The sequence below is a fragment of the Streptomyces sp. NBC_00820 genome, assembly GCF_036347055.1.
Taxonomy (GTDB): domain Bacteria; phylum Actinomycetota; class Actinomycetes; order Streptomycetales; family Streptomycetaceae; genus Streptomyces.
Map to the genome: position 1 here is coordinate 5,847,441 of NZ_CP108882.1, position 26,453 is coordinate 5,873,893.

The following is a 26,453-nucleotide window of genomic DNA, read 5'->3' on the forward strand; positions in this document are numbered from 1 at the left end:
CGACTGTTCGCGTCACGAGCAGTTACGTCGTGGGCAATGGTTTATCAGATCGGGTGATCCCGGGCCGAGCCGGATCCCCTGATGCACGAGTGGTCCACCGTGTCCTCACGCGTGGTCCACGATGTCCCGCGCGCCGAGGACCTGTCTCGCCGGGACGCGCGCGCAGGTGGACCATGGAGGTGAGCGACGAAGGAGGTCCGTCATGGAAGCCGGAGCCTCGGATCAGGACACCTGGTACGCGCGTACGCCGTCGCAGGCCGAGGGCGAGCGCGACGAGGTGGGCGAGCGCACGGCGGTCGCGCCGCACCCGGACGTCCTCAGGACCGAACCGTCCCAGGCGGAGGGCGAACGGATCGACGACGCGCGCACCGACGGTCCGGCAGGCCGCGGGTGACAGCCTGACCCGCATGACAGGCCGGTGACCGCCCGACCGCCCGACCGCCCGACAGGCCGGTGACCCGGACGGCCCGGACCGCGCAACGGACGGGTACCGGACTCGGGGTCCGCTGCGCGTTATGTGCTGCCCGCTGCCCGCTGCCCGCTGCCCGGTGCCGTACCCGGAGGACAGCCCCTGCCTACGCGTCCTTCGAGCGCAGCGCCCGCAGTGCGCCGACGCGGTTCGTGGTGATGGAGTCGACGCCCAGGTCGAGCAGGCGGCGCATGGAGCGGCGGGTGTCCGGGGTCCACACCGACAGCAGGTAGCCGGCGTGGTGGACGCGGGTCGCCAGGTCCCGGTCGACCAGGGAGAAGCGGTAGTTGAGCCAGCGGGGTCGCACCACGTCGAGGAGCGCGGGCCGGGGCGGTGCCACGGTGGTACGGGTCAGGGCGATCTCGGCGGCCGGGTCGGCGGCGCGGACGGCCAGCATGGCCTCCGCCCCCGCGCAGTAGTACACGCGGTCCCGGCCCCCGCCCTCCACCACCACGTCCATGATTTGTTCGACGGTGCGGCGGTCGACCCCGCCGCACAGGTCCGCCATCACCCGGACCCCCTCCGTCGCGGCCAGCGCCTCGGCCAGGGTCGGCACCCCGCCGCCCGTGAGCCCGCGCACCTCCTCGGCCGACAGCGCGCGCAGCGGCCGGTCGACCTCCCACAACCGCTTCAGCGTCTCGTCGTGCAGCAGCACGGGGACGCCGTCGCGGGTGAGCCGTACGTCGATCTCGACCGCGTCCGCGCCCCGGGCGATGGCCGAACGCAGCGAGTCGAGGGTGTTCTCGCGGAAGCGGTAGGGGTCGCCGCGGTGGGCCACGGCAGTCACGGTCTGCATGGACCCCATTGTGGCCGGGGCCGCCCGGTCAGCGGGCGAGCCAGGCGCCCGTGTACGTGTCGATCTCGGCGGCGATCCTGGCCTTGCCCGCAGCGTCCAGGAAGGACGCCTCGACGGCGTTCTTCGCCAGAGCGGCCACACCCCGCTCGTCCAGGTCGAGCAGACGGGCGGCCACCGCGTACTCGCTGTTCAGGTCGGTGCCGAACATCGGCGGGTCGTCGGAGTTGATCGTGACCAGCACGCCCGCCTCGACGAACTTCCCGATCGGGTGCTCGTCGAGGGTACGGACCGCGCGGGTGGCGATGTTCGAGGTCGGACAGACCTCCAGCGCGATGCGGTGCTCGGCGAGGTGGGCGAGCAGCCGGGGGTCCTGGGCCGAGCTGGTGCCGTGTCCGATGCGCTCCGCGCGCAGGTCCGTCAGCGCGTCCCACACCGTCTGCGGACCGGTCGTCTCACCGGCGTGCGGGACGGAGTGCAGGCCGGCCGCGATGGCCCGGTCGAAGTACGGCTTGAACTGCGGCCGGGGCACGCCGACCTCGGGGCCGCCGAGCCCGAACGACACCAGGCCCTCCGGCCGGATCCGGTCGTCGGTGGCCAGCCGGGCCGTCACCTCGGCGGACTCCAGCCCGGCCTCGCCCGGGATGTCGAAGCACCAGCGCAGCACGGTCCCGAACTCGGCCTCGGCCGCCTTGCGGGCGTCCTCGATCGCGTCCATGAACGCCTTCTCCTCGATGCCGCGCCGGACGGAGGAGAACGGGGTGACGGTCAGCTCGGCGTAGCGCACCTGCTGGCGCGCCAGGTCCCGGGCCACCTCGTACGTCAGCAGCCGTATGTCCTCCGGCGTGCGGATCAGGTCGACCACCGACAGGTACACCTCGATGAAGTGCGCGAAGTCGGTGAACGTGAAGTAGTCCGCCAGCGCCTCGGGGTCCGTCGGCACCTTCGAGTCGGGGTGCCGGGCGGCCAGCTCCGAGACGATGCGGGGGGAGGCGGAACCGACGTGGTGCACGTGCAGTTCGGCCTTGGGCAGTCCGGCGATGAAGGCGTGCAGATCGCGGTGTGCCGCGTCGGCGGCGGGCACGGCGCTGATCTCGGTGCTGCGCTCGGTCAAGGGGTCCTCCCCGGAAAACGGCGCCCGTGGACTCGTGGTCCGTGACCCGGGCGCGGGTGATCGGCTGATCGGTGGCTCCCCAGCATCCTAGGCGGGGGCGGACGCGCCCTCGGCCGGGGCGGAGCGGGGCCGGGGGCCGGACTCCGGGGCTGGTGGCGCCGCCGGGACCGGGACGTCGAGGTGTGAAGCCCAGGCCTTAGCATGTCGGGACTACCGAGGGACGGGGATGGGGAAATGACGGACGGGACGCAGCCGGACGCGGGCAAGGGGTTCGACAACCCCTGGGCGCCGCCCGAGAGCAAGACCTCACTGGAGAAGGGCGCTCAGCAGCCTCCGGTGCAGGACCACATACCCGGGCAGCCCGCCCCGCAGCAGCCGCCGGTGCAGCCGCAGGCGGTGCACGACCACGAGACCGTCACGTCCATGCCGACGCCCGGCTTCGGTCCGCCCGTCCCGCCTCCGGCGCAGGCGCCGGCCGGAGCCGCCGTACCCCCGCCGCCGGTCGCGCCCTCGGGTCCCGGCATGGGCGCTCCGCAGGCGCCCGGCGGGTACGGCTACCCCGGTTACCCGCAGGGCTACGGCTGGTCCGGCATGCCGACGCCCCCGCGCAACAACATGGGCGTCACCGCCATGGTGCTGGGCATCGTGTCCTGCTGCGTGTTCTGCATCTACGGCGTGTTCTCGGTGGTGCTCGGCGTCGTCGCCGTGGTCCTCGGCGTGAAGGGCAAGAAGCTGGCCGACCGCGGTGAGGCCACCAACCGGGGACAGGCCCAGACCGGCTTCATCACGGGCATCATCGGCATCGTCCTCGGCCTCGCGGTGATCACCTCCCTGATCGTCGCCTTCGTGATGGCGACAAGTCGGCAGGACACGACGTTCGCCCCGTACGACAATCCCGCGCCCGGCGCGTCGGTATCCGTGACGCAGGCCTGACGCCGGCCCGACACAGGCCGCGTCCGGTTCGTAAGGCCGCCCCGCTCACTCCCGGTCCCACACGGTGCGAGCGGGGCACAGCTGTACCCCCCGAAGTCCCGGCCGCGCCATCTCGAAGCCTCAGGTGCGGTGAGGCCCTATGCGCCCCCGAGCCGCTCCCGCGCCTCCATCAGCGCGAAGCCCAGCAGGTTGAGCCCCCGCCACCGCCCGGGATCCGATGCCGCCGGGTCGTCGGCGGCGAGGCCTATGCCCCACACCCGGTCCACGGGGCTCGCCTCCACCAGCACCCGCTCCCCGGTGCCGAGCAGGAAGTCCCGCAGGGCGTCGTCCGACGCGAACTTGTGGACGCCGCCCTCGACGACGATCCCGAAGCGCTCCCGCTCCCAGACCGTCTCGTCGAACCCCCGCACCAGCCGGCCCGCCTTCTTCGCCTCGGCGGGATGCGCCGCCGCCAGCACCCGGCGCTCGGCCTCCGCGTCCCCGAACAGCCGGGCCTTGCCGGCCATCATCCAGTGCTCGGCCGTCGCGTACTCCACGCCGTCCACCTCGAAGGGCGACGGCCACCACTGACTCATGCAGGCGGCGCCGATCCGGCCGTCGGGGCGCGGCCGGTGCCCCCAGAAGTGCAGGTACTCGACGCGGCCGCCCGCCTGGACCGCCCCGACCAGGGTCCGAAGGTCGTTGATCTTCCCCATGCACGCGAGTCTGGCACGCACCACTGACACTCCGTCCGCCCTTTTCCCCGTCGGCTCGACACCTGGTCGACAGATTCCGTTGCGTAACCAAAAGGCAACAACGGAATCACTTGTTGGCTCCCTATGGCTCTGTCAGGATCGGCACTCAAATCGAGCTGGAGCTACGCCACGACCCCTGGGACAGGGCGTTCGGCGGAGGAGAGCGACATGCACAACCCCGGCACCGCCCCCCAGGAACGATTCCCCGCACAGACCCGCTTCGCGGCAGGCGCGCAGTTCGTCGCCGGCCGCCTGACGAACGGCACCTCGGGCCGCACCCACACCGTCGTCGACCCCGCGACCGGCGCGCCGGTGTACACCTACGAACTGGCCGGCACCGCGGACGTCGACGCCGCCGTCGCCGCCGCGCGCGACGCCTTCCCCGGCTGGGCCGCCGCCACCCCGGGCGAGCGCTCCGACGCCCTGCACCGGCTCGCCGCCGTACTCGCCGAGCGCGCCGAGGAGTTCGCCCGCGCCGAGTCGCTGCAGTGCGGCAAGCCGCTGAAGCTCACCCGCGAGTTCGACGTGCCGGGGACCATCGACAACACCGTCTTCTTCGCGGGCGCCGCCCGGCATCTGCAGGGGCAGTCGGCCGGTGAGTACTCCGGCGACCACACGTCGTACGTCCGCCGCGAGCCGATCGGTGTCGTGGGGTCCATAGCGCCCTGGAACTACCCCCTGCAGATGGCCGCCTGGAAGATCCTCCCGGCCATCGCCGCGGGCAACACCATCGTGCTCAAGCCCGCCGAACTCACCCCGCTGACCTCACTGCTCCTCGCCCAGGCCGCCACGGACGCGGGCATCCCGGACGGCGTCGTCAACATCGTCACCGGCACCGGCAAGGAGGCCGGCGAGCACCTGGTCGGGCACCCCGGCGTCGCCATGACCTCCTTCACCGGGTCCACCCCCGTGGGCAGGCGGGTCGCCGAACTCGCCACGGCCACCGTCAAGCGCCTGCACCTGGAACTGGGCGGCAAGGCCCCCTTCGTCGTCTTCGACGACGCCGACCTGGACGCCGCGGTCAACGGCGCGGTGGCCGCCGCGCTCATCAACACCGGGCAGGACTGCACGGCCGCCACGCGCGCGTACGTGCAGCGCCCGCTGTACGACGCCTTCGTGGAGCGGACCGCCGCGCTGATGGAGACCGTACGGCTCGGCGACCCCTTCGCCCCCGGCACCGACCTCGGCCCGCTCGTCTCGCACGCCCAGCGCGACCGCGTCGCCGCCTTCGTGGACCGGGCCCGCGCCCACGCGCGCGTGGTGACCGGGGGCGAGGCCCCGAAGGGGGAGCTGGCGGACGGCGCCTACTACCGGCCCACGCTCGTCGCGGACGCCGCCCAGGACAGCGAGATCGTCCAGTCCGAGATCTTCGGGCCGGTGCTGGCCGTCCTCCCCTTCGACACCGACGACGAGGGACTCCGGCTGGCCAACGACACCCCCTACGGCCTGGCCGCCTCCGCGTGGACCGGGAACGTCTACCGCGCGAACCGGGCCACCCGCGAGATCAAGGCGGGCTGCGTGTGGATCAACGACCACATCCCGATCATCAGCGAGATGCCGCACGGCGGCCACCGGGCCTCCGGCTTCGGCAAGGACATGTCGGCGTACTCCTTCGAGGAGTACACGCAGATCAAGCACGTGATGTTCGACAACACCGCGGTGGCCCGCAAGGACTGGCACCGCACGATCTTCGGGGACCGGCCCTAGCCGGACATCACCCGCACCCGGCCGTGCCGGGTGGCGACGACCCGGCCCCTGACCAGGGCGACCCGTTCATCTGCGAAAGGGCACCACGCGCATGGATCAGTATCAGCCCGAACGTCCGACCCCGGCGCAGGTGGCCGCCATGCGGCGCAGCCTGCGCAACGGCCGGGCGGCCATGACCCGCCGGTCGCTGCTGCGGGCCACCGCCGGCGGCACCCTCGCGGCCGGCGGCCTCGGGGCGCTGAGCGGCTGCGGGATACCGGCGGCCGGCAAGGCGCGGGGCGGCATGTCCGCCCAGGACCACTCGGCCCAGGAGAAGACCGTGCACTTCTCCAACTGGACCGAGTACATCGACGTCGACGACAAGGGCAAGAACCACCCGACGCTCGACACCTTCCGCGGGCGCACCGGCATCCAGGTCCAGTACACCGAGGACATCAACGACAACAACGAGTTCTTCGGCAAGATCAAGCCGCAGCTCGCCGCGGGCCAGGACACCGGCCGCGACATCGTCGTCCTCACCGACTGGCTGGCCGCCCGGCTGATCCGCCTGGGCTGGGTGCAGAAGCTGGACCCCGCCAACCTGCCGCACGCCTTCGCCAACCTCTCGCCCCAGTTCCGGTCCCCGGACTGGGATCCGGGCCGCGCCTACTCCTACCCCTGGCAGGGCATCTCGACGGTCATCGCCTACAACAAGAAGGCGCTCGACGGCATCGAGGTGAAGTCGGTCTCCGACCTGCTCGACAATCCCCGGCTCAAAGGCCGGGTAGGCTTCCTGTCCGAGATGCGCGACAGCATCGGTATGACGCTGCTCGACATGGGCAAGGATCCGGCGCGGTTCACCGACGACGACTACGACGCGGTGATCGCGCGGATCCAGAAGGCCGTCGACAAGGGTCAGATCCGCCGTTTCACCGGCAACGACTACACGTCGGACCTCACCAAGGGCGACTTCGCCGCCTGTATCGCGTGGGCCGGTGACGTGGTCCAGCTGAAGGCGGACAGCCCGGACGTGGACTTCATCATCCCCGACAGCGGTTACATGACGTCGTCTGACAACATGCTCATCCCGAACAAGGCACGTCACAAGACGAACGCCGAGCGCCTCATCGACTTCTACTACGAGCCGGCGCAGGCCGCCGCGCTCGCCGCCTACATCAACTACGTCAGTCCGGTCGACGGGGTGAAACCGTACCTTGCGAAAATCGACAAGGACGCGGCGGACAACCCGCTGATCGTGCCCGACAAGGCCATGCAGGCGAAGTCCCATGCCTTCCGCTCCCTGAGCCAGAAGGAAGAGACGACATACGAAGAGAAGTTCGCGAAGCTCACAGGGGCGTGACGACGATGAAGACGACAGACAACGGCGGCGACGTCCGCCTCGCCGGGATCGGCAAGACCTACGGCTCCTTCACCGCCGTACACCCGCTGGACCTGACCGTGCCGCAGGGCTCCTTCTTCGCCCTGCTCGGTGCCTCGGGCTGTGGCAAGACGACCACCCTGCGCATGATCGCCGGCCTGGAGGAACCTTCCTCCGGCACCGTGCACCTGGGCGACCAGGACGTCACGCACCTGCCGCCGTACAAGCGGCCGGTCAACACGGTCTTCCAGTCCTACGCCCTCTTCCCGCACCTCGACATCTTCGAGAACGTCGCCTTCGGCCTGCGCCGGCGTGGCATCAAGAGCGTGAAGACGCAGGTCGGGGAGATGCTGGAGCTGGTCCAGCTCGGCGAGCAGGCGCGCAAGAAACCGCACCAGCTCTCCGGCGGCCAGCAGCAGCGCGTCGCCCTGGCCCGCGCACTGATCAACCACCCCAAGGTGCTCCTCCTCGACGAGCCCCTCGGCGCCCTGGACCTGAAGCTGCGCCGCCAGATGCAGCTGGAGCTCAAGCGCATCCAGACCGAGGTCGGCATCACCTTCATCCACGTCACGCACGACCAGGAGGAGGCCATGACCATGGCCGACACCGTGGCCGTGATGAACGCGGGCCGCGTCGAGCAGCTCGGCTCGCCCGCGGACCTGTACGAGAACCCGCGGACCACCTTCGTCGCCAACTTCCTCGGCACCTCCAACCTCATCGAGGCCGAGGTCGACTCCAGGAGTGGCGACGACATCGTGCTGAAGGCGGGCGACGGCAGGCTGGTGCTGCCCGCGGCCCGCTGTTCCGCCCCGGCGGCGGCCGGCGGCAAGGTGCTGGCCGGCATACGCCCGGAGAAGATCGCCCTCACCCACGCCGACGACGCGGGCTCCGTCCCGGACGGCCGCAACCGCCTCACCGGCAAGATCGCCGACGCCGGCTTCATCGGCGTCTCCACGCAGTACGTGATCGACAGCCCGGTCTGCGGCGAGCTGGCGGTGTACGTCCAGAACGTCGAGCGCGACGCCCGGCTCGTCCCCGGCGCCGACGTCGTCCTGCACTGGAGCCCGGCCCACACCTTCGGTCTCGACGCGGCCCAGTCGCTGCTGGCCGGGACCGCGGGCACCGGGGAAGAGGCGGCCGTCTGATGACGACGCTCACCGAGGCGCCCCCTCCGCTCGCCCCCGCCGAACCGGCCGGCAGGCCCCCGCGCAGGCGGGGCCGTCTCACGCCGTACTGGCTGCTGCTGCCCGGCATCCTGTGGCTGCTCGTCTTCTTCGCGTTGCCGATGATCTACCAGGCCTCCACGTCCGTGCAGACCGGTTCCCTGGAGCAGGGATACAAGGTCACCTGGCACTTCGTGACGTACTGGGACGCGCTCAGCGAGTACTGGCCGCAGTTCGTGCGCTCCGTGCTGTACGCCGCCGCCGCGACCGTGCTGTGCCTGCTGCTCGGCTATCCGCTGGCCTACCTGATCGCCTTCCGCGCGGGCCGCTGGCGGAACCTGATCATGGTCCTGGTGATCGCGCCGTTCTTCACCAGCTTCCTGATCCGCACCCTGGCCTGGAAGACGATCCTCGCGGACAACGGTCCGGTCGTGCACACCCTGAACACGCTGCACGTCCTGGACCTCACCGACTGGATCGGCTGGACGGCCGGCGACCGCGTGCTGGCCACCCCGCTCGCGGTGGTGTGCGGACTGACGTACAACTTCCTGCCGTTCATGATCCTGCCGCTGTACACCTCGCTGGAGCGGATCGACGGACGGCTGCACGAGGCGGCCGGCGACCTGTACGCGAGGCCCTGGACCACCTTCCGCAAGGTGACCTTCCCGCTGTCGATGCCGGGCGTGGTCTCCGGCACGCTGCTGACGTTCATCCCCGCGGCCGGTGACTACGTCAACGCCGAACTCCTCGGCTCGACCGACACCCGCATGATCGGCAACGTGATCCAGACGCAGTTCCTGCGCATCCTGGACTACCCGACGGCCGCGGCCCTCTCCTTCATCCTCATGGCCGCCATCCTGGCCATGGTCACGCTCTACATCCGGCGGTCCGGCACGGAGGATCTGGTCTGATGCCCGTCGTCACCTGGCTCAAGCGCCATCTCGTCGTCATCGCCGGACTGCTGACGCTCGGCTATCTCCTGCTGCCGAACGTCGTCGTGACGGTGTTCTCCTTCAACAAGCCGAAGGGTCGCTTCAACTACGAGTGGCAGCACTTCTCCGCCGACGCCTGGAAGGACCCGTGCGGGGTCGCCGGCATGTGCGGCTCGCTGTCCCTCAGCCTCCAGATCGCCCTGTGGGCGACCGCCGGGGCGACCGCCCTCGGCACGATGATCGCCTTCGCGCTGGTCCGCTACCGCTTCCGCGCGCGCGGCGCCGTCAACTCGCTGATCTTCCTGCCGATGGCGATGCCCGAGGTCGTCATGGCCGCCTCGCTGCTCACCCTGTTCCTCAACATGGGCGCGCAGCTCGGCTTCTGGACGATCCTGATCGCGCACATCATGTTCTGCCTCAGCTTCGTCGTCACCGCGGTCAAGGCGCGCGTGATGTCGATGGACCCGCGCCTGGAGGAGGCCGCCCGGGACCTGTACGCCGGTCCGGTGCAGACCTTCCTGCGGGTCACCCTGCCGATCGCGGCACCCGGTATCGCCGCGGGCGCGCTGCTCTCCTTCGCGCTCTCCTTCGACGACTTCATCATCACCAACTTCAACGCGGGCTCGACCGTCACCTTCCCCATGTTCGTGTGGGGCTCGGCGCAGCGCGGAACGCCCGTTCAGATCAACGTCATCGGTACGGCCATGTTCCTCGTCGCCGTGCTGTTCGTCCTGGTCTCGATGCTGATCACCAACCGCCGGAACCACCGCAAGGCATAGACCCTCTGTAGGGAGTTGAAATCATGGCCCCAAGCGCCATGAGTCGTGGCAAAGACAACTGGATCTCCTCTCTCTCCGAAGCCCAGCCGGTCCCGTACTGGCTGGAAGACCCCGGCAAGCCCCACCCCGAACCCGCCCTCACCTCCGCCGAGACCTGCGATCTGCTGGTCGTCGGCGGCGGCTACAGCGGACTGTGGGCCGCGCTCAACGCCAAAGAGCGCGACCCGCGGCGGGACGTGGTCCTGCTGGAAGGCCGCGAGGCGGGCTGGGCCGCCTCGGGCCGCAACGGCGGCTTCTGCGCCGCCTCCCTCACGCACGGCCTGCCCAACGGCCTCGCCCGCTGGCCCGGCGAGATCCACCGGCTCCAGGAGCTGGGGACGCGCAACCTCGACGAGATCGAGGCCGCGCTCGCCCGGCACGGCATCGACTGCGACTTCGAGCGCACCGGCGAGATCGACGTCGCCACCGAGACCTACCAGGCCTGGGAACTGCGCGACTGGTACCGGGAACTGGAGGACAAGGGCCTGGCCGGCGGCATGGAGTTCCTGGACGCGGACGCCGTGCGCGAGCAGGTGAACTCGCCCACCTTCGCGGCGGGCCTGTGGGACCGCCGGGGCGTGGCCATGCTCCACCCGGCCAAACTGGCCTGGGGCCTGAAGCGGGCCTGCGTGAAGCTGGGGGTGCGCGTGTACGAGCACACGCCCGCGCTCACCCTGAAGCCGTACGGCGCCGGCATGGCCGTCAGCACCCCCTACGGCTCGGTCCGCGCCCGCCGGGTCGTGCTCGCGACGAACGTCTTCCCGAGCCTGCTGAGGCGCGTGCGCTCGTACACCGTGCCGGTCTACGACTACGCCCTGATGACCGAACCGCTCGACGCGGAGCAGCTCGCCTCGCTCGGCTGGAAGAACCGCCAGGGCCTCGGCGACGCGGCCAACCAGTTCCACTACTTCCGGCTGTCCGCCGACAACCGCATCCTGTGGGGCGGCTACGACGCGATCCACCACTACGGCGGCCGGGTGCGCTCGGAGTACGACGACCGCCCGGAGACCTACGCCAAGCTCGCCGGGCACTTCTTCACCTGCTTCCCGCAGCTGGAGGGCGTCCGCTTCACACACGCCTGGGGCGGCGCGATCGACACCTGCTCGCGCTTCTCGGCGTTCTTCGGCACCGCCCACCAGGGGAAGGTGGCCTACGCGGCGGGCTACACCGGCCTCGGTGTCGGCGCCACGCGCTTCGGGGCCGACGTGATGCTCGACCTGCTGGACGGGGAGCGCACCGAGCGGACCGAGCTGGAGATGGTCCGCAGGAAGCCGCTGCCGTTCCCGCCGGAACCGTTCGCCTGGACCGGCATCGCCCTCACCAAGTGGTCACTGGCCCGCGCGGACGCCCAGGCCGGCCGGCGCAACCTGTGGCTGCGGACGATGGACCGGCTGGGTCTGGGCTTCGACAGTTAGCGGACCGGGGCACCCCCCTTGGTAGATGTGACCCAGGTCACGTCGAAGAAAATCCGGGAACCCGCGTAATGCCCGCCGGGGACCTCCCTCTCTTCCGCTGAGGCGCGACCCGCGTCCACGAGAAAGGGAGGTCTCTCATGGCTGGGGCGAAAACGGCGGTCGAGTGGCTGGCATCCGTCGCACCGGATCCGGAGGCGTGCCGCTGGGAGTGGGAGCGCAACCCCCTCGGGGTGGCCCTGCTGCCCGCGGGCAAGGCCTGGGACGTGCTGATCCTCCCGGGCGACCTCGGCTATCCCACCCTGGACGTGCTCACCCGTGTACTCGACCAGCCGGGTCCGGTGCTGGCCGACTTCGGGGACAACAGGGTGGGCTTCTTCGTCCCCCCGGGCACCGCGGCCCGCTGGCTCGGCACCGGCATCCGCACCGCCGGATCCGGCACCTGGATCGTGGTGCCGTACCCGGGCCGGGCGACCCAAGGCGTGCGCTGGCTGGTGCCGCCGGACGGCTCGGGCACGCTGTCCGACCCGGCACTGCTGGAACTGGCGATGCACGAGGCGGCGGCGGGGCCGGCCGGGGGTGGGCGGGGTTGACGGCCGGACATCTTGACAACCGGATTGGTCCGGACCAGGTTGAGTGCGCTCCGCTCCTCCAACTCCCCCAAGCACGGAGGCACTTGTGGAACGCTCCAGACCCCTGGTCGCACTCCTCGCGGCCCTGGCCCTGGCCGTGCCCGGCGTCACGGCGCTCTCGTCGGCCGCGCGCGCGGCCGACGCGGACGCCGTGACGAACGGCGGGTTCGAGTCCGGCCTGTCCGGCTGGACCTGCACCGCCGGTACGACGGTCGGCTCACCCGTGCACAGCGGCGGCTCCGCGCTGCAGGCGACCCCGGCCGGCAGCGACAACGCCCAGTGCGCGCAGACGGTCACCGTCCAGCCGAACTCCGCGTACACGCTGTCCGGTTACGTCCGCGGCGCGTACGTCTACCTCGGCGCGACCGGCACCGGCACCACCGACGTCTCCACCTGGACCCCGTCCGCCCCCGACTGGCAGAAGCTGACCACCACCTTCACCACCGGCCCCGCCACCACCAGCGTCACGGTCTACACCCACGGCTGGTACGGCACCGGCGCCTACGACGCCGACGACATCTCCCTCATCGGACCGGGCGGTGGCGGCACCGGTCAGCCGCCCGCCGCGCCCGCCGGCCTCAGGGCCGGCACCGTGACGTCCTCCTCCGTCGCCCTGTCCTGGTCGGCGGCGACCGGCGCGACCGGCTACGCCGTCTACCGCGACGGGGCCAAGGTCCAGACGGCGAGCGGGACCTCGGCCACCGTCACCGGACTCTCCCCGTCGACGGCGTACAGCTTCCAGGTGAGCGCCACCAACGCCGCCGGCGAGTCCGCGAAGTCCGCGGCGGTGACCGCCACGACCGGTGCCGGCACCGGAGGCGGCTCCGGCGACCTGCCCGCCCACGCCCTGGTCGGCTACCTCCACACCACCTTCGCCAACGGCTCCGGCTACACCCGCCTCGCCGACGTCCCCGACAGCTGGGACGTCATCGACCTCGCCTTCGGCGAACCCACCTCGGCCACCTCCGGCGACATCCGCTTCAACCGCTGCCCGGCCGCCGAGTGCCCGAACGTCGAGAGCGACGCCGACTTCAAGGCGGCGGTCAGGGCCAAGCAGGCGGCCGGCAAGAAGGTGCTGATATCGATCGGCGGCCAGAACGGCCAGGTCCAGCTGACCACGACGGCGGCCCGCGACGCCTTCGTCGCCTCGGTCTCGAACATCATCGACACCTACGGCCTCGACGGCCTCGACATCGACTTCGAGGGCCACTCGCTGTCGCTGAACACGAACGACACCGACTTCAAGAACCCCACCACGCCCGCGATCGTCAACCTGATCTCCGCGCTGAAGACCCTGAAGGCCAGGTACGGGGCGAAGTTCGTGCTGACCATGGCCCCGGAGACCTTCTTCGTGCAGATGGGCTACCAGTTCTACGGCACCGGCAAGTTCGGCGGCCAGGACCCGCGCTGCGGCGCCTACCTCCCCGTCATATACGCCCTGCGCGACGCCCTGACCCTGCTGCACGTCCAGGACTACAACTCGGGTCCGATCATGGGCCTCGACAACCAGTACCACTCCATGGGCGGCGCCGACTTCCACATCGCCATGACCGACATGCTGCTCACCGGCTTCCCAGTGGCGGGCGACGCCGGCAACGTCTTCCCGCCGCTGCGCCCGGACCAGGTGGCGATCGGCATGCCCGCCTCCGTGAACGCCGGCAACGGCTACGTGGCCCCGGCCGAGGTCGACAGGACCCTGGACTGCCTCACGAAGCGGACGAACTGCGGCTCGTACCCGACCCACGGGACCTGGCCCGCTCTGCGGGGTCTGATGACGTGGTCGGTGAACTGGGACCGCTTCTCGAACTGGGAGTTCCAGCGGAACTTCGACGCCTACTTCGGCTGAGCAGAAGGGACAGACCGGTCAGCAGCACGGCGCACAGCAGCCAACTGGCCACCACGTCCAGCGGCCAGTGCCAGCCCCGCCGCACCAGCCCGTACGACACCCCGAGCACGAGTGCGGCGCCGCAGCCGACGGCGGCCCGGCGGGCGGCGGGGGAGCGGAGCCAGGGCAGCAGGAGCAGGGCCGCGGCGCCGTACCCGACACCCGCCGTCGCCGTATGGCCGGAGGGGAAATAGCCGACGGCCGGGGGCACCACGGGGGTCCCCGGCCGTGCGGTCCACTCCTTCAGCGGTACGACGACCGCCGGAAGCAGCGCCATCAGGAGCGCCGCGGCCAGGGGCGGCAGCCACCACCGGTGCGTGCCGGCGGCGCGGCCCCGCCAGGCGGCGTAGCACAGGGCGAGCACCAGCACCGGTACCGCGACCTGGATGTCGCCGAGATCGGAGAGGAGCTCCGAGAGGCGGTCGGGGTGCACGAGGTCCCGGCTGAGCCGCGCGTCGAGCCGCAGCAGCGGACCGTGGCCGACGACCTGCCAGGTGATCAGGGCGAACAGGACGGCCGGGACCCCGAGGAAGGCGGCGTACGCGGTGCGCCGGGCACGGGGGGCCGGTTGCTGGGAAGGCGGCTCGCAGGACACGCGTCCAGCTTCGCAGGTGCGGCCCGGCGTGCGAGGAAGGAGGTCGGCCGCCCCGGAACAAGGGGGGGTGGTTCCGAGGCGGCCGTCCGGATCGGAGTGTCGCACGCCCCGGGGGGTTTGGGGCGGCGACCGTCCGATCGGTGAGGAGATCCCGGAGCCGTCAGGCGCCGGTTGTGTGCGCGAGGGCACGACCAGGTCGAAGCTGGGGAGGCCCCGGCCTGAAGTCGTCCACAGTCCCCTGTGGACGAGGTGTATCTCTCATCGGGATCGAACTTACGGCAGGCCACGATGGTTGGGCAGACGGAATCGCGTCCCGCCATCCACCTCGCACACGTTCTTCACATGCCTGCCGCAGCCGTCCTTCAGAGGTGCGGACCAGTCGCTCAGATGCGCGGCCCGCGGCGCGTGCCTCAGATGCGGGAGAAGGCCTGCTCGATGATGTCCAGACCCTCGCCCAGCAGGTCCTCGCCGATCACCAGCGGGGGCAGGAAGCGGAGCACGTTGCCGTAGGTGCCGCAGGTCAGGACCAGCAGGCCCTCCTGGTGGCAGGCCTTGGCCAGCGCGGCCGCCGCCTCCGGGTTCGGCTCCTTGGTGGCGCGGTCCTTGACCAGCTCGATGGCGATCATGGCGCCGCGGCCACGCACCTCGCCGATGATGTCGAACTTCTCGGTCATGGCCTCCAGGCGGCCCTTCATGACCTCCTCGATGCGCTTGGCCTTGCCGTTGAGGTCCTGCTCCTTCATCGTCTCGATGGCGCCGAGCGCGGCGGCGCAGGCCACCGGGTTGCCGCCGTAGGTGCCGCCGAGGCCGCCCGCGTGCGCGGCGTCCATGATCTCGGCGCGGCCCGTCACGGCGGCGAGCGGCATACCGCCCGCGATGCCCTTGGCGGTGGTGATCAGGTCCGGGACGATGCCCTCGTCCTCGCACGCGAACCACTGGCCGGTACGGCAGAAGCCGGACTGGATCTCGTCGGCGACGAAGACGATGCCGTTGTCGGCGGCGAACTGGCGGATCGCGGGCAGGAAGCCCTTGGCCGGCTCGATGAAGCCGCCCTCACCGAGCACCGGCTCGATGATGATCGCGGCCACGTTGTCCGCGCCGACCTGCTTGCTGATCTGGTCGATCGCCATCTTGGCGGCCTCGGGACCCGCGTTCTCCGGGCCGGTCGGCCAGCGGTAGCCGTAGGCGACCGGCACGCGGTACACCTCGGGCGCGAACGGACCGAAGCCGTTCTTGTACGGCATGTTCTTCGACGTCAGCGCCATCGTGAGGTTCGTACGGCCGTGGTAGCCGTGGTCGAACACGACGACCGCCTGGCGCTTGGTGTACACGCGGGCGATCTTGACGGCGTTCTCGACGGCCTCGGCGCCCGAGTTGAACAGCGCGGACTTCTTGGCGTGGTCGCCCGGGGTCAGCTCCGCGAGGGCCTCGGCGACCTCCACGTAACCCTCGTACGGCGTGACCATGAAACAGGTGTGGGTGAAGTCGGCGAGCTGCGCGCTCGCCCGGCGTACGACGGCCTCGGCGGAGGCGCCGACGGAGGTCACGGCGATGCCGGAACCGAAGTCGATGAAGCTGTTGCCGTCGACGTCCTCGATGACACCGCCACCCGCGCGCGTGACGAAGACCGGCAGCGTGGAGCCCACGCCCTGCGCGACCGCGGCGAGACGGCGGGCCTGCAGCTCCTGCGACTTCGGGCCGGGAATGGCGGTGACGACGCGGCGCTCCTGCGGAAGTGCGGTCATGCGGGGCTCCTGGGGGGTATTACGGACTCTTGCCTTCTTTTCCCGCAGGCTAAGACGGGTGCCGCGGGGTGGGCATGCTCCATGTGGGCGTTGTCGGTGATTCCGGTTGTCCGCGATGGACATAGCCGGACCGGGACCGGCCGGCGCGCGGCCGCGGAGCCCACAGGGTGCCGTCGGCCGCGTAAACGGTGAACTCCCCTTGCCGGGGCGTTAGATTGGCTCGCTGACGGTGACGGAACGGCTGGTCAGGGGGCAACGTCGATGGACAGCGACGGGACGCGGGACACGCGCCGCACGCAGGCGAATCCGGTGCCGCGCCCTGCGGCGCCACCGGAGGGCTCCGCCCTGCCGCCCATGCCCGCGATGCCGCCCGGCGCGCCGCCCCGGCCGGACGGTGCGGCCTTCCTGGCCTGGCTGCGCGCCCCCCGGCCCGAGGCGGCGCCCGGCGTGTGGCGGCTGGGCCACCTGCCGCGCCCCGAGCAGGAGCCCGAACCGACCCCGGCCCGCCAACTGCTCAGCGGCGCCCTCATCGCCTTCCTCGTCGGCTGGCTGGTGTGGTCCCTGCTCTGGAACGGCTACCTCGGCGGCTGGTGGGTCATCCCTCTGGAGTTGTTCACCCCCGACTCCTGGCGCGAGGGCAACGACCGGGTGGGCAACGCCGTCCTCTGGTACTCGTACTACACCCTCATCGCCCTTGCCATTCTGCTCGTCGTCGGCCGCCTCGGCCGCTGGGGCGAGGTCTGGCGGCGCTACGGCCCCCCGGCCTGGCGCCCCGCCGGAGCGGCCGGACAGCCGGCCCCCGCGCCCGAGCGGGACCCCGCCGAATGGCCCCAGCTGCGCGCCGAGGGCGCGCACGAGGCCGCCGAGCGGCTGGCCGCCGAGGCCAGGACCGGGATCATGCGGGACGTCGACCACGCGCGGATCAGCCGAGCCTGGCAGAGCGTGCGGTCCGGACGGCACGGGCTGACGGCCTTCACCGGAGCCGTGCTGAAGGACGGCTCCGGGGCCTGCGCGCACCCCTCAGGCGACCGCGACCTGCCCACCCGTCACGCCCGCCACGACCTGCTCACCGGGCAGGTCCGGCTCGGCACCACCGCCGACGACCCGCGCAACCCCTACCACTACCGGGGTTCCGGACTCGCCCTCGGACCCGACCTGCTCGGCACCTCGCTGCTCGCCGTCGGCCCGGCCGGCTCCGGCAAGACCGGCTCGCTCATCCGGCCGCTCGCCGAGTCCCTGTGCCTGCACGCCCTCGCCGGGCGGGCCGCCGTCGTGGCGGTCGGCGCGGCGGGCGCCGGCCTCGGCCCGGACGGGGCGTACGACGTCGTCGTGCGCGTCGGACACCCCGAGTCCGTCTACGACCTCGACCTCTACGGCGGCACCACCGACCCCGACGAGGCCGCCGCCATACTCGCCGAGGCCCTCGTCGGCGACCTCGCCGACCCGCACCCCGGCAGCGACAGCCGACGCTCCACCACCGTCCTCGCCCAGCTGCTCGGACCCTTCCAGGCCGTCCACGGCCGCTTCCCGTCCGTGCCCGAGCTGCGCGGGCTCCTCGACGGCGCTCCCGGCCCGCTGGCCGCACTGCGCAAGGGGCTCACCGACACCGGCCAGGAGCCGCTGCTCAGGGAACTCGACGCCCGGGAGCGGCAGATGGCGCACCCCGGCGACGTGGGCACCGTGCTCGCCGACCGGATCGCGCTGCTCGACCGGCCCGCCTTCGCCTCCTTCTTCGACACCTCCGGCCACACCCGGCCCTTCTCGCTCAAGGCCCTCGACCATCCGGTCCGGGTCCGCATCGACCTGCCCGAGCGCGGGCACGCCGACGCCTCCCGGATCCTGGCCCGGCTGGTGCTCGCCCAGTTCACGGCCGGCGTGACGGTGCGCGAGGACCGGTCGCTCTTCGCCTGCCTGCTGCTGGACGACGCGAGCGGCGTCGTCACGCCGGAGGCCGTGCGCGGCATCCAGCGGCTGCGCTCCGCGGGCGCGGGCGCCGTGCTGACCCTGCGCACCCTGGACGACGCGCCCCGGCCGCTGCGCGGCCCGCTGCTCGGGGCCACCGGCTGCCGGATGGCGCTGTCCGGGCTCACCCCCTGGGACGGTCAGGACTTCGCCGAGGTGTGGGGCAAGGAGTGGACCGAGGCCCGCGACGTCACCGACCGGCAGATCATCGCCGAGACCCCGGCCGGCAAGGCCGTCCACATGCTGCGCCGCGTCATCACCGGCAAGGCGCCCACCGCCCGGGCCGTCACCGTCCGCCAGGTGGAGCGCGAGCGCTGGTCCGCGTCCGAGCTGGCGCACGGGGTGCCGCCGGGGCACGCGGTGCTGTCGCTGACGACCGTGCGGGGCGAGCACGCGCCGCCGTTGCTGGTGGATCTGCGGGGGTGAGCGGCGCGACCGCGGGGGTAAGACGGGTCCGGGCGACGGTCGGACCGGCATCGTACGGTGAGGCAGAATCGGCATAGGCCGTTCATACGCGGCGGCCAATTGATCACCATGATCACCGGATCTCCGCAACCCCACCGCGTTCCCGACCTGAAGGTCCCATGCCCCCGACCCTCGCCTCGCTCGTCCACCACTCCGCGCTCAAGCTGACCGTGCGCGCGGGCGAGGACCGCCTCGACGTGCCCGTGCGCTGGGCGCACGTCAGCGAGCTGGCCGACCCCGTGCCCTACATGGAGGGCGGTGAGCTGCTGCTGATCACCGCGCTCAAGCTGGACGCGGACAACCCGGAGGCGATGCGGCGGTATGTGAAGCGGCTGGTCGGCGCGGGTGTCGTCGGGCTCGGGTTCGCCATCGGCGTCAACTACGAGGACATCCCCGAAGCCCTCGTCGAAGCCGCCGAACAGGAGGGGCTGCCACTGCTGGAGGTGCCCCGCCGCACCCCCTTCCTCGCCATCAGCAAGGCCGTCTCCGCCGCGATCGCCGCCGACCAGTACCGGGCGGTGACGGCGGGCTTCGCGGCCCAGCGTGAACTGACCAGGCAGACGCTGACCGCCGGCCCCGAGGGCCTCCTCGCCGCGCTCGCCGCCCAGGTCGACGGGTGGGCCGCGCTGTACGACGCCTCGGGTGCCGTCGTCGCCGCCGCGCCCGAGTGGGCCGGCCGCCGGGCCGCCCGGCTCACCACCGAGGTCGAACGGCTGCGGGACAGGCCCGCGCCCGCCTCCGCGGTGGTCGCCGTCCCGGACAACGAGGACCGGGTGGAGCTGCACTCCCTCGGCACCGGCCGCCGTCCGCGCGCCGCGCTCGCCGTCGGTACGGCCGCGGCCCTGGGCACCGCCGAGCGGTACGCCGTCCACTCCGCGATCGCCCTGCTCACCCTCACCACCGAACGCTCCCGCTCCCTGTACGCGGCCGAGCAGCGGATCGGGGCGGCCGTCCTGCGCATGCTGCTCGCCGGGGAGCCGGACCACGCCCGGGCCGTCGCCGGGGACCTGTACGGCGGTCTGCTGGACGCGCCCTTCCGGGTGATCGTCGCCGAGGTGGCCTCCGGGCCGGCCGCGCGGTCGCACACCGAGGCGGACGCCGACGCGCTGGGCGAACTCGCGGAGGTGGTGGAGTCGGCGGCCGCGCGGTCCGGGGAGAGCGTGCTGGTCGTACCGGACGGGGACCGGCTGGTGGTGCTGGCCGCGGACGGGGGAGCGGCCGTGGCCGCCTGCGTCGCGCACGCGGCGGCGCTGGAGGCCGCGCGGCCGGTGCGGGAGCAGGCGGGCGGCGACGAGCAGGAACTGGTCGTCGGGCTGTCCGCCCCGGTCGGGCCGATCGCCGCGACCGCCGCGTACAAGCAGGCCGAGCAGGCGCTGTCCGTGGCGCGGCGGCGGGGCCGGGTGTGCGTGGAGCACGAGCAGCTGGCGGCGGGGTCGGTGCTGCCGTTGCTGGCCGACGACGCGGTGAAGGCGTTCGCCGACGGGCTGCTGCGGGCGCTGCACGAGCACGACGCAACGGGGCGGGGCGACCTGGTCGCCTCCCTGCGGGCGTGGCTCTCCCGGCACGGCCAGTGGGACGCGGCGGCTGCCGACCTGGGCGTCCACCGCCACACCCTGCGCTACCGGATGCGCAGGGTCGAGGAGATCCTCGGACGCTCCCTGGACGATCCGGACGTACGGATGGAGCTGTGGCTCGCCCTGAAGGCCACGTCGGCGGAGTGACCGTTCCCCAGGACCCTCGGCCTGTGCCCACCCACCACCCGACTCGGTCCGCTTGGAAGAAGCCTGTGCTTTCAGCCCGTCCGGCGTTTGAGGACGAGGCCGTCCAGGCCGATCGGGGTCGAAGGGGCGGAGCCCCTGGGGGATGGTGGGGGTCCCCCCTGCTCGAGCGCAGCCGAGAGCTTGGGGGAGGGCAGGGGCGGCGGGGGCGGCGGGGGCGGGAAACGCGGGGCCTCGGCCCCCACCTCGCCAAACCGGAGCATCTTCGATCGCCACCCGTACGACTCGGACAAGCGACCCCCGCGAGCCCCCGCCCTACGGTGTAGGACGACCGACAGAACACCCTCAACGCGGAAGGGTCGGGACTCGCAAATGCCCCAGGAAATGAACGTGGGGACCACCCACGCCTTCTGGCTCGCCGGCCGCCAGGCCACCGGCGAGGACACCTTCGACGTCACCTCCTCGTGGGACGGCCGCCTCGTCGCCCAGGTGAGCGTGCCGACCGACGCGCAGGTCGAGGAGGCCGTGGCCGCCGCCCACGCCGTCCGCGACGAGTTCGCCGCCACCCCGGCCCACGTACGCGCCGCCGCCCTCGACCACGTCAGCAAGCGCCTGGCCGAGCGCACCGAGGAGATCGCCCAGCTGATCTCCGCCGAGAACGGCAAGCCGATCAAGTGGGCCCGCGGCGAGGTCGGCCGTGCCGTCTCCGTCTTCCGGTTCGCCGCCGAGGAGGCCCGCCGCTTCAACGGCGGCGAGGCCCAGCGCCTCGACACCGACGCCGGCGGCAAGGGCCGCCTCGCGCTGACCCGCCGCTTCCCCAAGGGCGTCGTCCTCGGCATCGCGCCGTTCAACTTCCCGCTGAACCTGTGCGCGCACAAGGTCGCCCCGGCCATCGCCGCCGGTGTCCCGATCATCCTGAAGCCGGCCCCGGCCACCCCGCTGTCCGGCCTCGTCCTGGGCGACCTGCTCGCCGAGACCGACCTGCCGGCCGGCTCCTGGAGCATCCTTCCGGTCACCAACGACAAGATGCCCGCCCTCGTCCAGGACGAGCGCCTGCCGGTCATCTCCTTCACCGGTTCCGAGAAGGTCGGCTACGCGATCATGGACTCGGTGCCGCGCAAGCACTGCACCCTGGAGCTGGGCGGCAACGGCGCGGCCGTCGTCCTCGGCGACTGGGCGAGCGACGCCGACCTGGACTGGGCCGCGACCCGCATCGCGACCTTCTCCAACTACCAGGGCGGCCAGTCCTGCATCTCCGTGCAGCGCGTGATCGCGGACGCGTCCGTGTACGACCGCCTGCTGCCGCGCATCGTGGCCGCCGTCGAGGCCCAGGTCACCGGTGACCCGAGCGACGCCACCACCGACGTCGGCCCGCTGGTCAGCGAGGACGCCGCCCAGCGCGTCGAGGCGTGGGTCGACGAGGCCGTCGCCGCGGGCGCCCAACTGCTCACCGGCGGCAAGCGCGACGGCGCCACCTACGCGCCGACCGTCCTCGCCGACCTCCCGGCCGGCACCACCCTCGCCTGCGAGGAGGTCTTCGGACCCGTCCTCAGCGTGCAGAAGGTGGACGGCGAGGCCGAGGCCTTCGCCGCGGTCAACGACTCCAAGTACGGCCTCCAGGCGGGCGTGTTCACCCACGACCTCCAGGCCGCGTTCCGGGCGCACAGCGCCCTCGAGGTCGGCGGTGTCATCATCGGCGACGTCCCGTCCTACCGTGCCGACCAGATGCCGTACGGCGGCGCCAAGCAGTCCGGTGTGGGCCGCGAGGGCGTCCGGTACGCGATGGACGACTACACCTACGAGCGCGTGCTGGTTCTCACCGGCCTCGCACTCTGACCTGACACGGACAGGTCGGAAAGAGAACGGCCGGAGCCCGCTGTGCGGGGGCTCCGGCCGTTCTTGTCGTTCCGCGGAAGTGATCACGCCATTCACGGGAACGCACATTGATAAAAGCGATCTATTAAACAATAACTCACGCCTATCAAGTGCTGAGATAAGCGCTGCCTATCAAGCAATTGATTGTGCTTTTGACTTTCCCTCACCAAAGCGCGCACACTTCCTCCCGCACCGGGAGTCGGACATTCGCGGACACGCTGGAAAGCGTCGGCGCAAGCGACCGCATCACCATGTGTCGGGCGTGGGCCCTCATGTCGGCCCATCCACGATTCGTCCCGCCCTCCCGTGTCGCCGCCGGGTGGCGATGGCGCCAGGCCCGGCACCTCATTTCGCTGAGCAGTCGCTGGGAGCACCGTCGTGCCGATACCACTTGAAGAGGCCCTGGACATGCAGGTCGAGACCGCGCGGGGCAAGGCCGCCCTGCTCCGGTCGCCCGGACGCTACCTGGTGCTCTCCGCGCTCGCCGGAGCCTTCATCGGCGTGGGCGTCGTCCTGATGGTCATGGTGAGCGGCCCCCTCGGCCTGGCGCACTCCCCCTGGGCCAAGCTGGTCCAGGGTCTGGTCTTCGGTGTGGCGCTGACCCTGGTGATCTTCGCCGGCGGCGAGCTGGCCACCAGCAACATGATGACGATGGTCCAGGGCGCCGCCCGCCGCCGCGTACCGGCCCTCGTCGCGCTGGCCGTCATCGTCGCCTCCCTCCTCGGCAACCTGGTCGGCTCCGTCGTCTTCGCCTGGCTGGTGCACCGTGCCGGGGTGCTGGACGTCGCGGCTGCCCCCGGCAGCCCGGCGCCCGGCGCGACGATGCTGGACGGCATGCTGCACGCGAAGCTGGCGGAGAGCGGCGACGTGCTGTTCTTCCGCGGGGTGCTGTGCAACTTCCTGGTCTGCCTGACCGTGTGGATGGGCGTGCGGACCCGCTCCGACGCGGCCCGGATCGTGCTGATCTTCGCGGGCATCCTGGCCTTCGTCGGCTCGGGCTTCGAGCACGTGGTCGCCAACATGACGACCTTCTCGCTGGGCCTGTTCGAGCACGTGCCGGGCGTCACCGTGGGCGCCTTCGCCCACAACCTGCTCTTCGTCGGCCTGGGCAACCTCGTGGGCGGCGGCCTGCTGGTCGGCGCGGCGTTCGCCTTCACCGGCCGCCGCACCGCGCCGGGCGCCACCCCGGGCACCACCCCGGCGGCCGTCCCGGCGCCCCGCTCGGGCGAGAAGTCCGAGACCGCGACCGGGTCCGAGCCCGCGCTCGCGGCTTCGGCGGGCAAGACCGCCTGACCCGAGCGCGCGCCCGTACGCGCACCGGCGCGCGTGCCGGTACGCACCGCGCCTTTCCCGCGCTCCGGCCGGCCCAGGACACGTCACATCCGTCCTCGGCCGGCCGTCGGCGTTCACCGCGCGACTCACCCGACGGAGTTACCACGAATGGCGCAGCGGGGCCGACCGGACCGGCGGGCCGTTCCTCCGGCCCGCCCGGATCGGCGGCCGCCGCACCCGACCCGGTCTTCCCGGGCGCCGCACCGGCGCCCGGAGCGGGCGGCCGCCGGAGCCCGCGGAGCCCGATCGCGCGCGCGAGGGGTGGTGGGGTCGGCCCGTTTCGGGTACCAACGATCCAGTAGCACTGGTCGGTAACGAACGGTCCGCAATCACCCTTCTCGCGGCGAGGTGAGCCTCATGTCCGCCCCCACCACCCAACGCACCACCGTCACCGAACGCGAGGCCCGCCAGGTGGCGGAGGCCGCCCGGGAGCAGAACTGGCGCAAGCCGAGCTTCGCCAAGGAACTGTTCCTCGGCCGCTTCCGGCTCGACCTCATCCATCCCCACCCGCTGCCGGACGCCGAGAGCGTGCGGCGCGGCGAGGAGTTCCTGGACAGGCTGCACGCCTTCTGCGAGTCCACCATCGACTCCGCCCGCATCGAGCGCGAGGCGCGCATACCTGACGAGGTCGTCGCCGGCCTCAAGGAACTCGGCGCCCTCGGCATGAAGATCGACACCAAGTACGGCGGCCTCGGCCTCTCCCAGCTGTACTACAACAAGGCCCTCGCCCTGGTCGGCTCCGTCAGCCCCGCGGTCGGCGCGCTGCTCTCCGCCCACCAGTCGATCGGCGTGCCGCAGCCGCTGAAGATATTCGGCACCCAGGAGCAGAAGGACGCCTTCCTGCCCCGCTGCGCCCGCACCGACATCTCCGCCTTCCTGCTCACCGAGCCGGACGTCGGTTCCGACCCGGCACGCCTGGGCACCACGGCCGTACCGGAAGGCGACGACTACGTCCTCGACGGCGTGAAGCTGTGGACCACCAACGGGGTCGTCGCCGACCTGCTGGTCGTCATGGCGCGCGTACCGAAGTCGGAGGGGCACCCGGGCGGCATCACCGCGTTCGTGGTGGAGGCCACCGCGGAGGGCGTGACCGTCGAGAACCGCAACGCCTTCATGGGCCTGCGCGGCATCGAGAACGGTGTCACCCGCTTCCACCAGGTGCGCGTCCCGGCCGCCAACCGCATCGGCCCCGAGGGCGCGGGCCTGAAGATCGCGCTCACCACGCTGAACACCGGCCGCCTGTCGCTGCCCGCGATGTGCGCGGGCGCCGGCAAGTGGTGCCTGAAGATCGCCCGCCAGTGGGCCGCCGAGCGCGAGCAGTGGGGCAAGCCGGTCGCGCTGCACGAGGCCGTCGGCTCCAAGATCAGCTTCATCGCGGCCACCACCTTCGCGCTGGAGGCCGTGGTCGACCTCGCCTCCCAGATGGCCGACGAGGACCGCAACGACATCCGCATCGAGGCCGCCCTCGCCAAGCTGTACGGCTCCGAGATGTCCTGGCTGATGGCCGACGAACTGGTCCAGATCCGCGGCGGCCGCGGCTACGAGACGGCCGAGTCCCTGAAGGCGCGCGGCGAGCGGGCGGTACCGGCCGAGCAGATGCTGCGCGACCTGCGCATCAACCGCATCTTCGAGGGCTCGACGGAGATCATGCACCTGCTGATCGCGCGCGAGGCCGTCGACGCCCACCTCGCGGTCGCCGGTGACCTCATCGACCCCGGCAAGTCCCTGTCGGACAAGGCGAAGGCCGGCCGGAGCGCGGGTGTCTTCTACGCCAAGTGGCTGCCCAAGCTGGTCGCGGGACCGGGGCAACTGCCGTCCTCGTACAGCGAGTTCAAGCGCGAGGTCGACCTCTCCGGACACCTGCGCTACGTGGAGCGGCACAGCCGCAAGCTGGCCCGCTCCACCTTCTACGCCATGTCCCGCTGGCAGGGGCGCATGGAGACCAAGCAGGGCTTCCTCGGCCGGATCGTGGACATCGGCGCGGAACTGTTCGCGATGAGCGCGGCCTGTGTCCGGGCCGAGCGGCTGCGCGCCGAGGGCGAGCACGGCCGCGAGGCCTACCAGCTCGCCGACGCCTTCTGCCACCAGGCCCGCATCCGGGTCGACGAACTGTTCGGCCGGCTGTGGTCCAACACCGACGACGTCGACCGCAAGGTGGTCAAGGGCGTGCTCGGCGGGGCCTACGGCTGGCTGGAGGAAGGGATCGTCGACCCCTCGGGCGAGGGCCCGTGGATCGCCGACGCGACCCCCGGGCCGAGCGAGCGCGAGAGCGCCCGCCGCCCGTACGGGAGCTGACACCGGCCGACAGGCCGCCGCCCGTACGGGAGCTGACGCCGGCTAGCAGTACTTGTCGCTCGGGTCCCGCGTCGTCCAGGAGCAGGAGTCGATCCTGGAGCCACTGGCCTTCGTCAGCGTCGCCGTGTCGCTGGTGTTGTTCCAGACGTAGGCGCCACGGTCCTGGTACTTGTTCGACGCGGTGTCCGAGCCCTTGCCGGTGTGGATCTTCATGTACTTCCCCGCGCCGATCTTGACGTTCGGGAAGACGTACTTGTGGTTCGAGGCGTCCTTGAGGATCCAGCCCTTGAGCGAGACCGACGCGCCGCTGGTGTTCTTGATCTGCACCCACTCGGCGTTCAGGCTCGTGTTCGAGCGGGTGTCGCTGCCGGGGCTGTCGAACCAGACGTGGTTGATCCGCACGCCCCCGGCCGCCTCGGCCGGGGTGCTGAGCAGGGTGCCCGTGAGCAGGGCGGCGCCCACGAGAGCGGGCAGGGCGGCGCGCGTACGCACAGAACGCATGAAGAGATCCCCCCAA

Annotated in this window: 19 protein-coding genes and 2 pseudogenes; 15 read left to right on the forward strand and 6 right to left on the reverse strand. The window is 71.8% G+C overall.

Going from position 1 to position 26,453, the window contains the following annotated elements; genetic code table 11:
- Window positions 1-202: 202 nt before the first annotated feature.
- Window positions 203-394, forward strand: a complete 192-nt coding sequence (locus OIB37_RS26520) for a hypothetical protein (protein ID WP_330460113.1) — start codon at window positions 203-205, stop codon at window positions 392-394.
- A gap of 181 nt (window positions 395-575) precedes the next feature.
- On the opposite strand, the gene OIB37_RS26525 is transcribed toward OIB37_RS26520, so the two are convergent.
- Entirely contained in the window at window positions 576-1,265 is a 690-nt protein-coding gene (locus OIB37_RS26525; protein ID WP_330460114.1) for a glycerophosphodiester phosphodiesterase, read from the reverse strand.
- A 28-nt stretch (window positions 1,266-1,293) separates the two neighbouring features.
- A pseudogene (locus OIB37_RS26530) lies at window positions 1,294-2,437 on the reverse strand (adenosine deaminase).
- A 173-nt stretch (window positions 2,438-2,610) separates the two neighbouring features.
- On the opposite strand from OIB37_RS26530, the gene OIB37_RS26535 reads away from it, so the two are divergent.
- Complete coding sequence (locus tag OIB37_RS26535) at window positions 2,611-3,309, forward strand: DUF4190 domain-containing protein (RefSeq protein ID WP_330460115.1); 699 nt, start codon at window positions 2,611-2,613, stop codon at window positions 3,307-3,309.
- Window positions 3,310-3,446: 137 nt separating this feature from the next.
- Here the strand turns inward: OIB37_RS26535 and OIB37_RS26540 are convergent, their stop codons facing one another.
- Complete coding sequence (locus tag OIB37_RS26540) at window positions 3,447-4,004, reverse strand: NADAR family protein (protein ID WP_330460116.1); 558 nt, start codon at window positions 4,002-4,004, stop codon at window positions 3,447-3,449.
- A 207-nt stretch (window positions 4,005-4,211) separates the two neighbouring features.
- Here OIB37_RS26540 and OIB37_RS26545 point away from each other — a divergent pair, with 207 nt between their 5' ends.
- The 8 genes from OIB37_RS26545 to OIB37_RS26580 all read left to right on the forward strand — a co-directional run bounded on the left by OIB37_RS26545 (window position 4,212) and on the right by OIB37_RS26580 (window position 13,910).
- Window positions 4,212-5,750: a gamma-aminobutyraldehyde dehydrogenase gene (locus OIB37_RS26545; RefSeq protein ID WP_330460117.1), complete on the forward strand. Its 1,539-nt coding sequence runs from the start codon at window positions 4,212-4,214 to the stop codon at window positions 5,748-5,750.
- 91 nt (window positions 5,751-5,841) lie between these two features.
- Window positions 5,842-7,089, forward strand: coding sequence for a polyamine ABC transporter substrate-binding protein (locus OIB37_RS26550; protein ID WP_330460118.1), 1,248 nt, complete (start codon window positions 5,842-5,844; stop codon window positions 7,087-7,089).
- On the forward strand, window positions 7,086-8,252 hold the full coding sequence (locus tag OIB37_RS26555) for an ABC transporter ATP-binding protein (RefSeq protein ID WP_443058205.1): 1,167 nt from the start codon (window positions 7,086-7,088) through the stop codon (window positions 8,250-8,252). The genes OIB37_RS26550 and OIB37_RS26555 overlap by 4 nt, the downstream gene beginning before the upstream one ends.
- Window positions 8,252-9,181 carry an ABC transporter permease gene (locus OIB37_RS26560; RefSeq protein WP_330460120.1) on the forward strand — a complete coding sequence of 310 codons (930 nt, stop codon included), beginning with the start codon at window positions 8,252-8,254 and terminating at the stop codon, window positions 9,179-9,181. Before OIB37_RS26555 ends, OIB37_RS26560 begins: the two co-directional genes overlap by 1 nt.
- Window positions 9,181-9,981, forward strand: a complete 801-nt coding sequence (locus OIB37_RS26565; protein WP_330460121.1) for an ABC transporter permease — start codon at window positions 9,181-9,183, stop codon at window positions 9,979-9,981. The genes OIB37_RS26560 and OIB37_RS26565 overlap by 1 nt, the downstream gene beginning before the upstream one ends.
- Before the next feature lie 23 nt (window positions 9,982-10,004).
- Window positions 10,005-11,435 carry an NAD(P)/FAD-dependent oxidoreductase gene (locus tag OIB37_RS26570; RefSeq protein ID WP_330460122.1) on the forward strand — a complete coding sequence of 477 codons (1,431 nt, stop codon included), beginning with the start codon at window positions 10,005-10,007 and terminating at the stop codon, window positions 11,433-11,435.
- 137 nt (window positions 11,436-11,572) lie between these two features.
- On the forward strand, window positions 11,573-12,025 hold the full coding sequence (locus tag OIB37_RS26575) for a hypothetical protein (RefSeq protein ID WP_330460123.1): 453 nt from the start codon (window positions 11,573-11,575) through the stop codon (window positions 12,023-12,025).
- Between the two features lie 85 nt (window positions 12,026-12,110).
- Window positions 12,111-13,910, forward strand: coding sequence for a chitinase (locus OIB37_RS26580; protein WP_330460124.1), 1,800 nt, complete (start codon window positions 12,111-12,113; stop codon window positions 13,908-13,910).
- A 55-nt stretch (window positions 13,911-13,965) separates the two neighbouring features.
- Here the strand turns inward: OIB37_RS26580 and OIB37_RS26585 are convergent.
- Both OIB37_RS26585 and gabT read right to left on the reverse strand, forming a co-directional pair.
- Window positions 13,966-14,226: pseudogene (locus OIB37_RS26585) on the reverse strand (phosphatase PAP2 family protein); the annotation flags it as partial.
- 728 nt (window positions 14,227-14,954) lie between these two features.
- Window positions 14,955-16,289, reverse strand: a complete 1,335-nt coding sequence (gene gabT, locus OIB37_RS26590; protein WP_330460125.1) for a 4-aminobutyrate--2-oxoglutarate transaminase — start codon at window positions 16,287-16,289, stop codon at window positions 14,955-14,957.
- A 261-nt stretch (window positions 16,290-16,550) separates the two neighbouring features.
- Here gabT and OIB37_RS26595 point away from each other — a divergent pair, with 261 nt between their 5' ends.
- The 5 genes from OIB37_RS26595 (at window position 16,551) to OIB37_RS26615 (ending at window position 25,936) form a co-directional block, all read left to right on the forward strand.
- Window positions 16,551-18,677 (forward strand): ATP-binding protein, encoded by a 2,127-nt coding sequence (locus OIB37_RS26595; protein WP_330460126.1) that lies wholly within the window; start codon window positions 16,551-16,553, stop codon window positions 18,675-18,677.
- Between the two features lie 158 nt (window positions 18,678-18,835).
- Window positions 18,836-20,437: a PucR family transcriptional regulator gene (locus OIB37_RS26600; RefSeq protein WP_330460127.1), complete on the forward strand. Its 1,602-nt coding sequence runs from the start codon at window positions 18,836-18,838 to the stop codon at window positions 20,435-20,437.
- 387 nt (window positions 20,438-20,824) lie between these two features.
- Complete coding sequence (locus OIB37_RS26605; protein ID WP_330460128.1) at window positions 20,825-22,270, forward strand: aldehyde dehydrogenase family protein; 1,446 nt, start codon at window positions 20,825-20,827, stop codon at window positions 22,268-22,270.
- Between the two features lie 417 nt (window positions 22,271-22,687).
- Complete coding sequence (locus OIB37_RS26610) at window positions 22,688-23,602, forward strand: formate/nitrite transporter family protein (RefSeq protein WP_330460129.1); 915 nt, start codon at window positions 22,688-22,690, stop codon at window positions 23,600-23,602.
- A gap of 396 nt (window positions 23,603-23,998) precedes the next feature.
- Complete coding sequence (locus OIB37_RS26615) at window positions 23,999-25,936, forward strand: acyl-CoA dehydrogenase family protein (RefSeq protein WP_330460130.1); 1,938 nt, start codon at window positions 23,999-24,001, stop codon at window positions 25,934-25,936.
- 42 nt (window positions 25,937-25,978) lie between these two features.
- Here the strand turns inward: OIB37_RS26615 and OIB37_RS26620 are convergent, their stop codons facing one another.
- The gene (locus tag OIB37_RS26620) at window positions 25,979-26,437 is read right to left on the reverse strand and encodes a lamin tail domain-containing protein (protein WP_330460131.1); all 459 of its coding nucleotides are present in this window, start codon (window positions 26,435-26,437) and stop codon (window positions 25,979-25,981) included.
- Window positions 26,438-26,453: the final 16 nt, after the last annotated feature.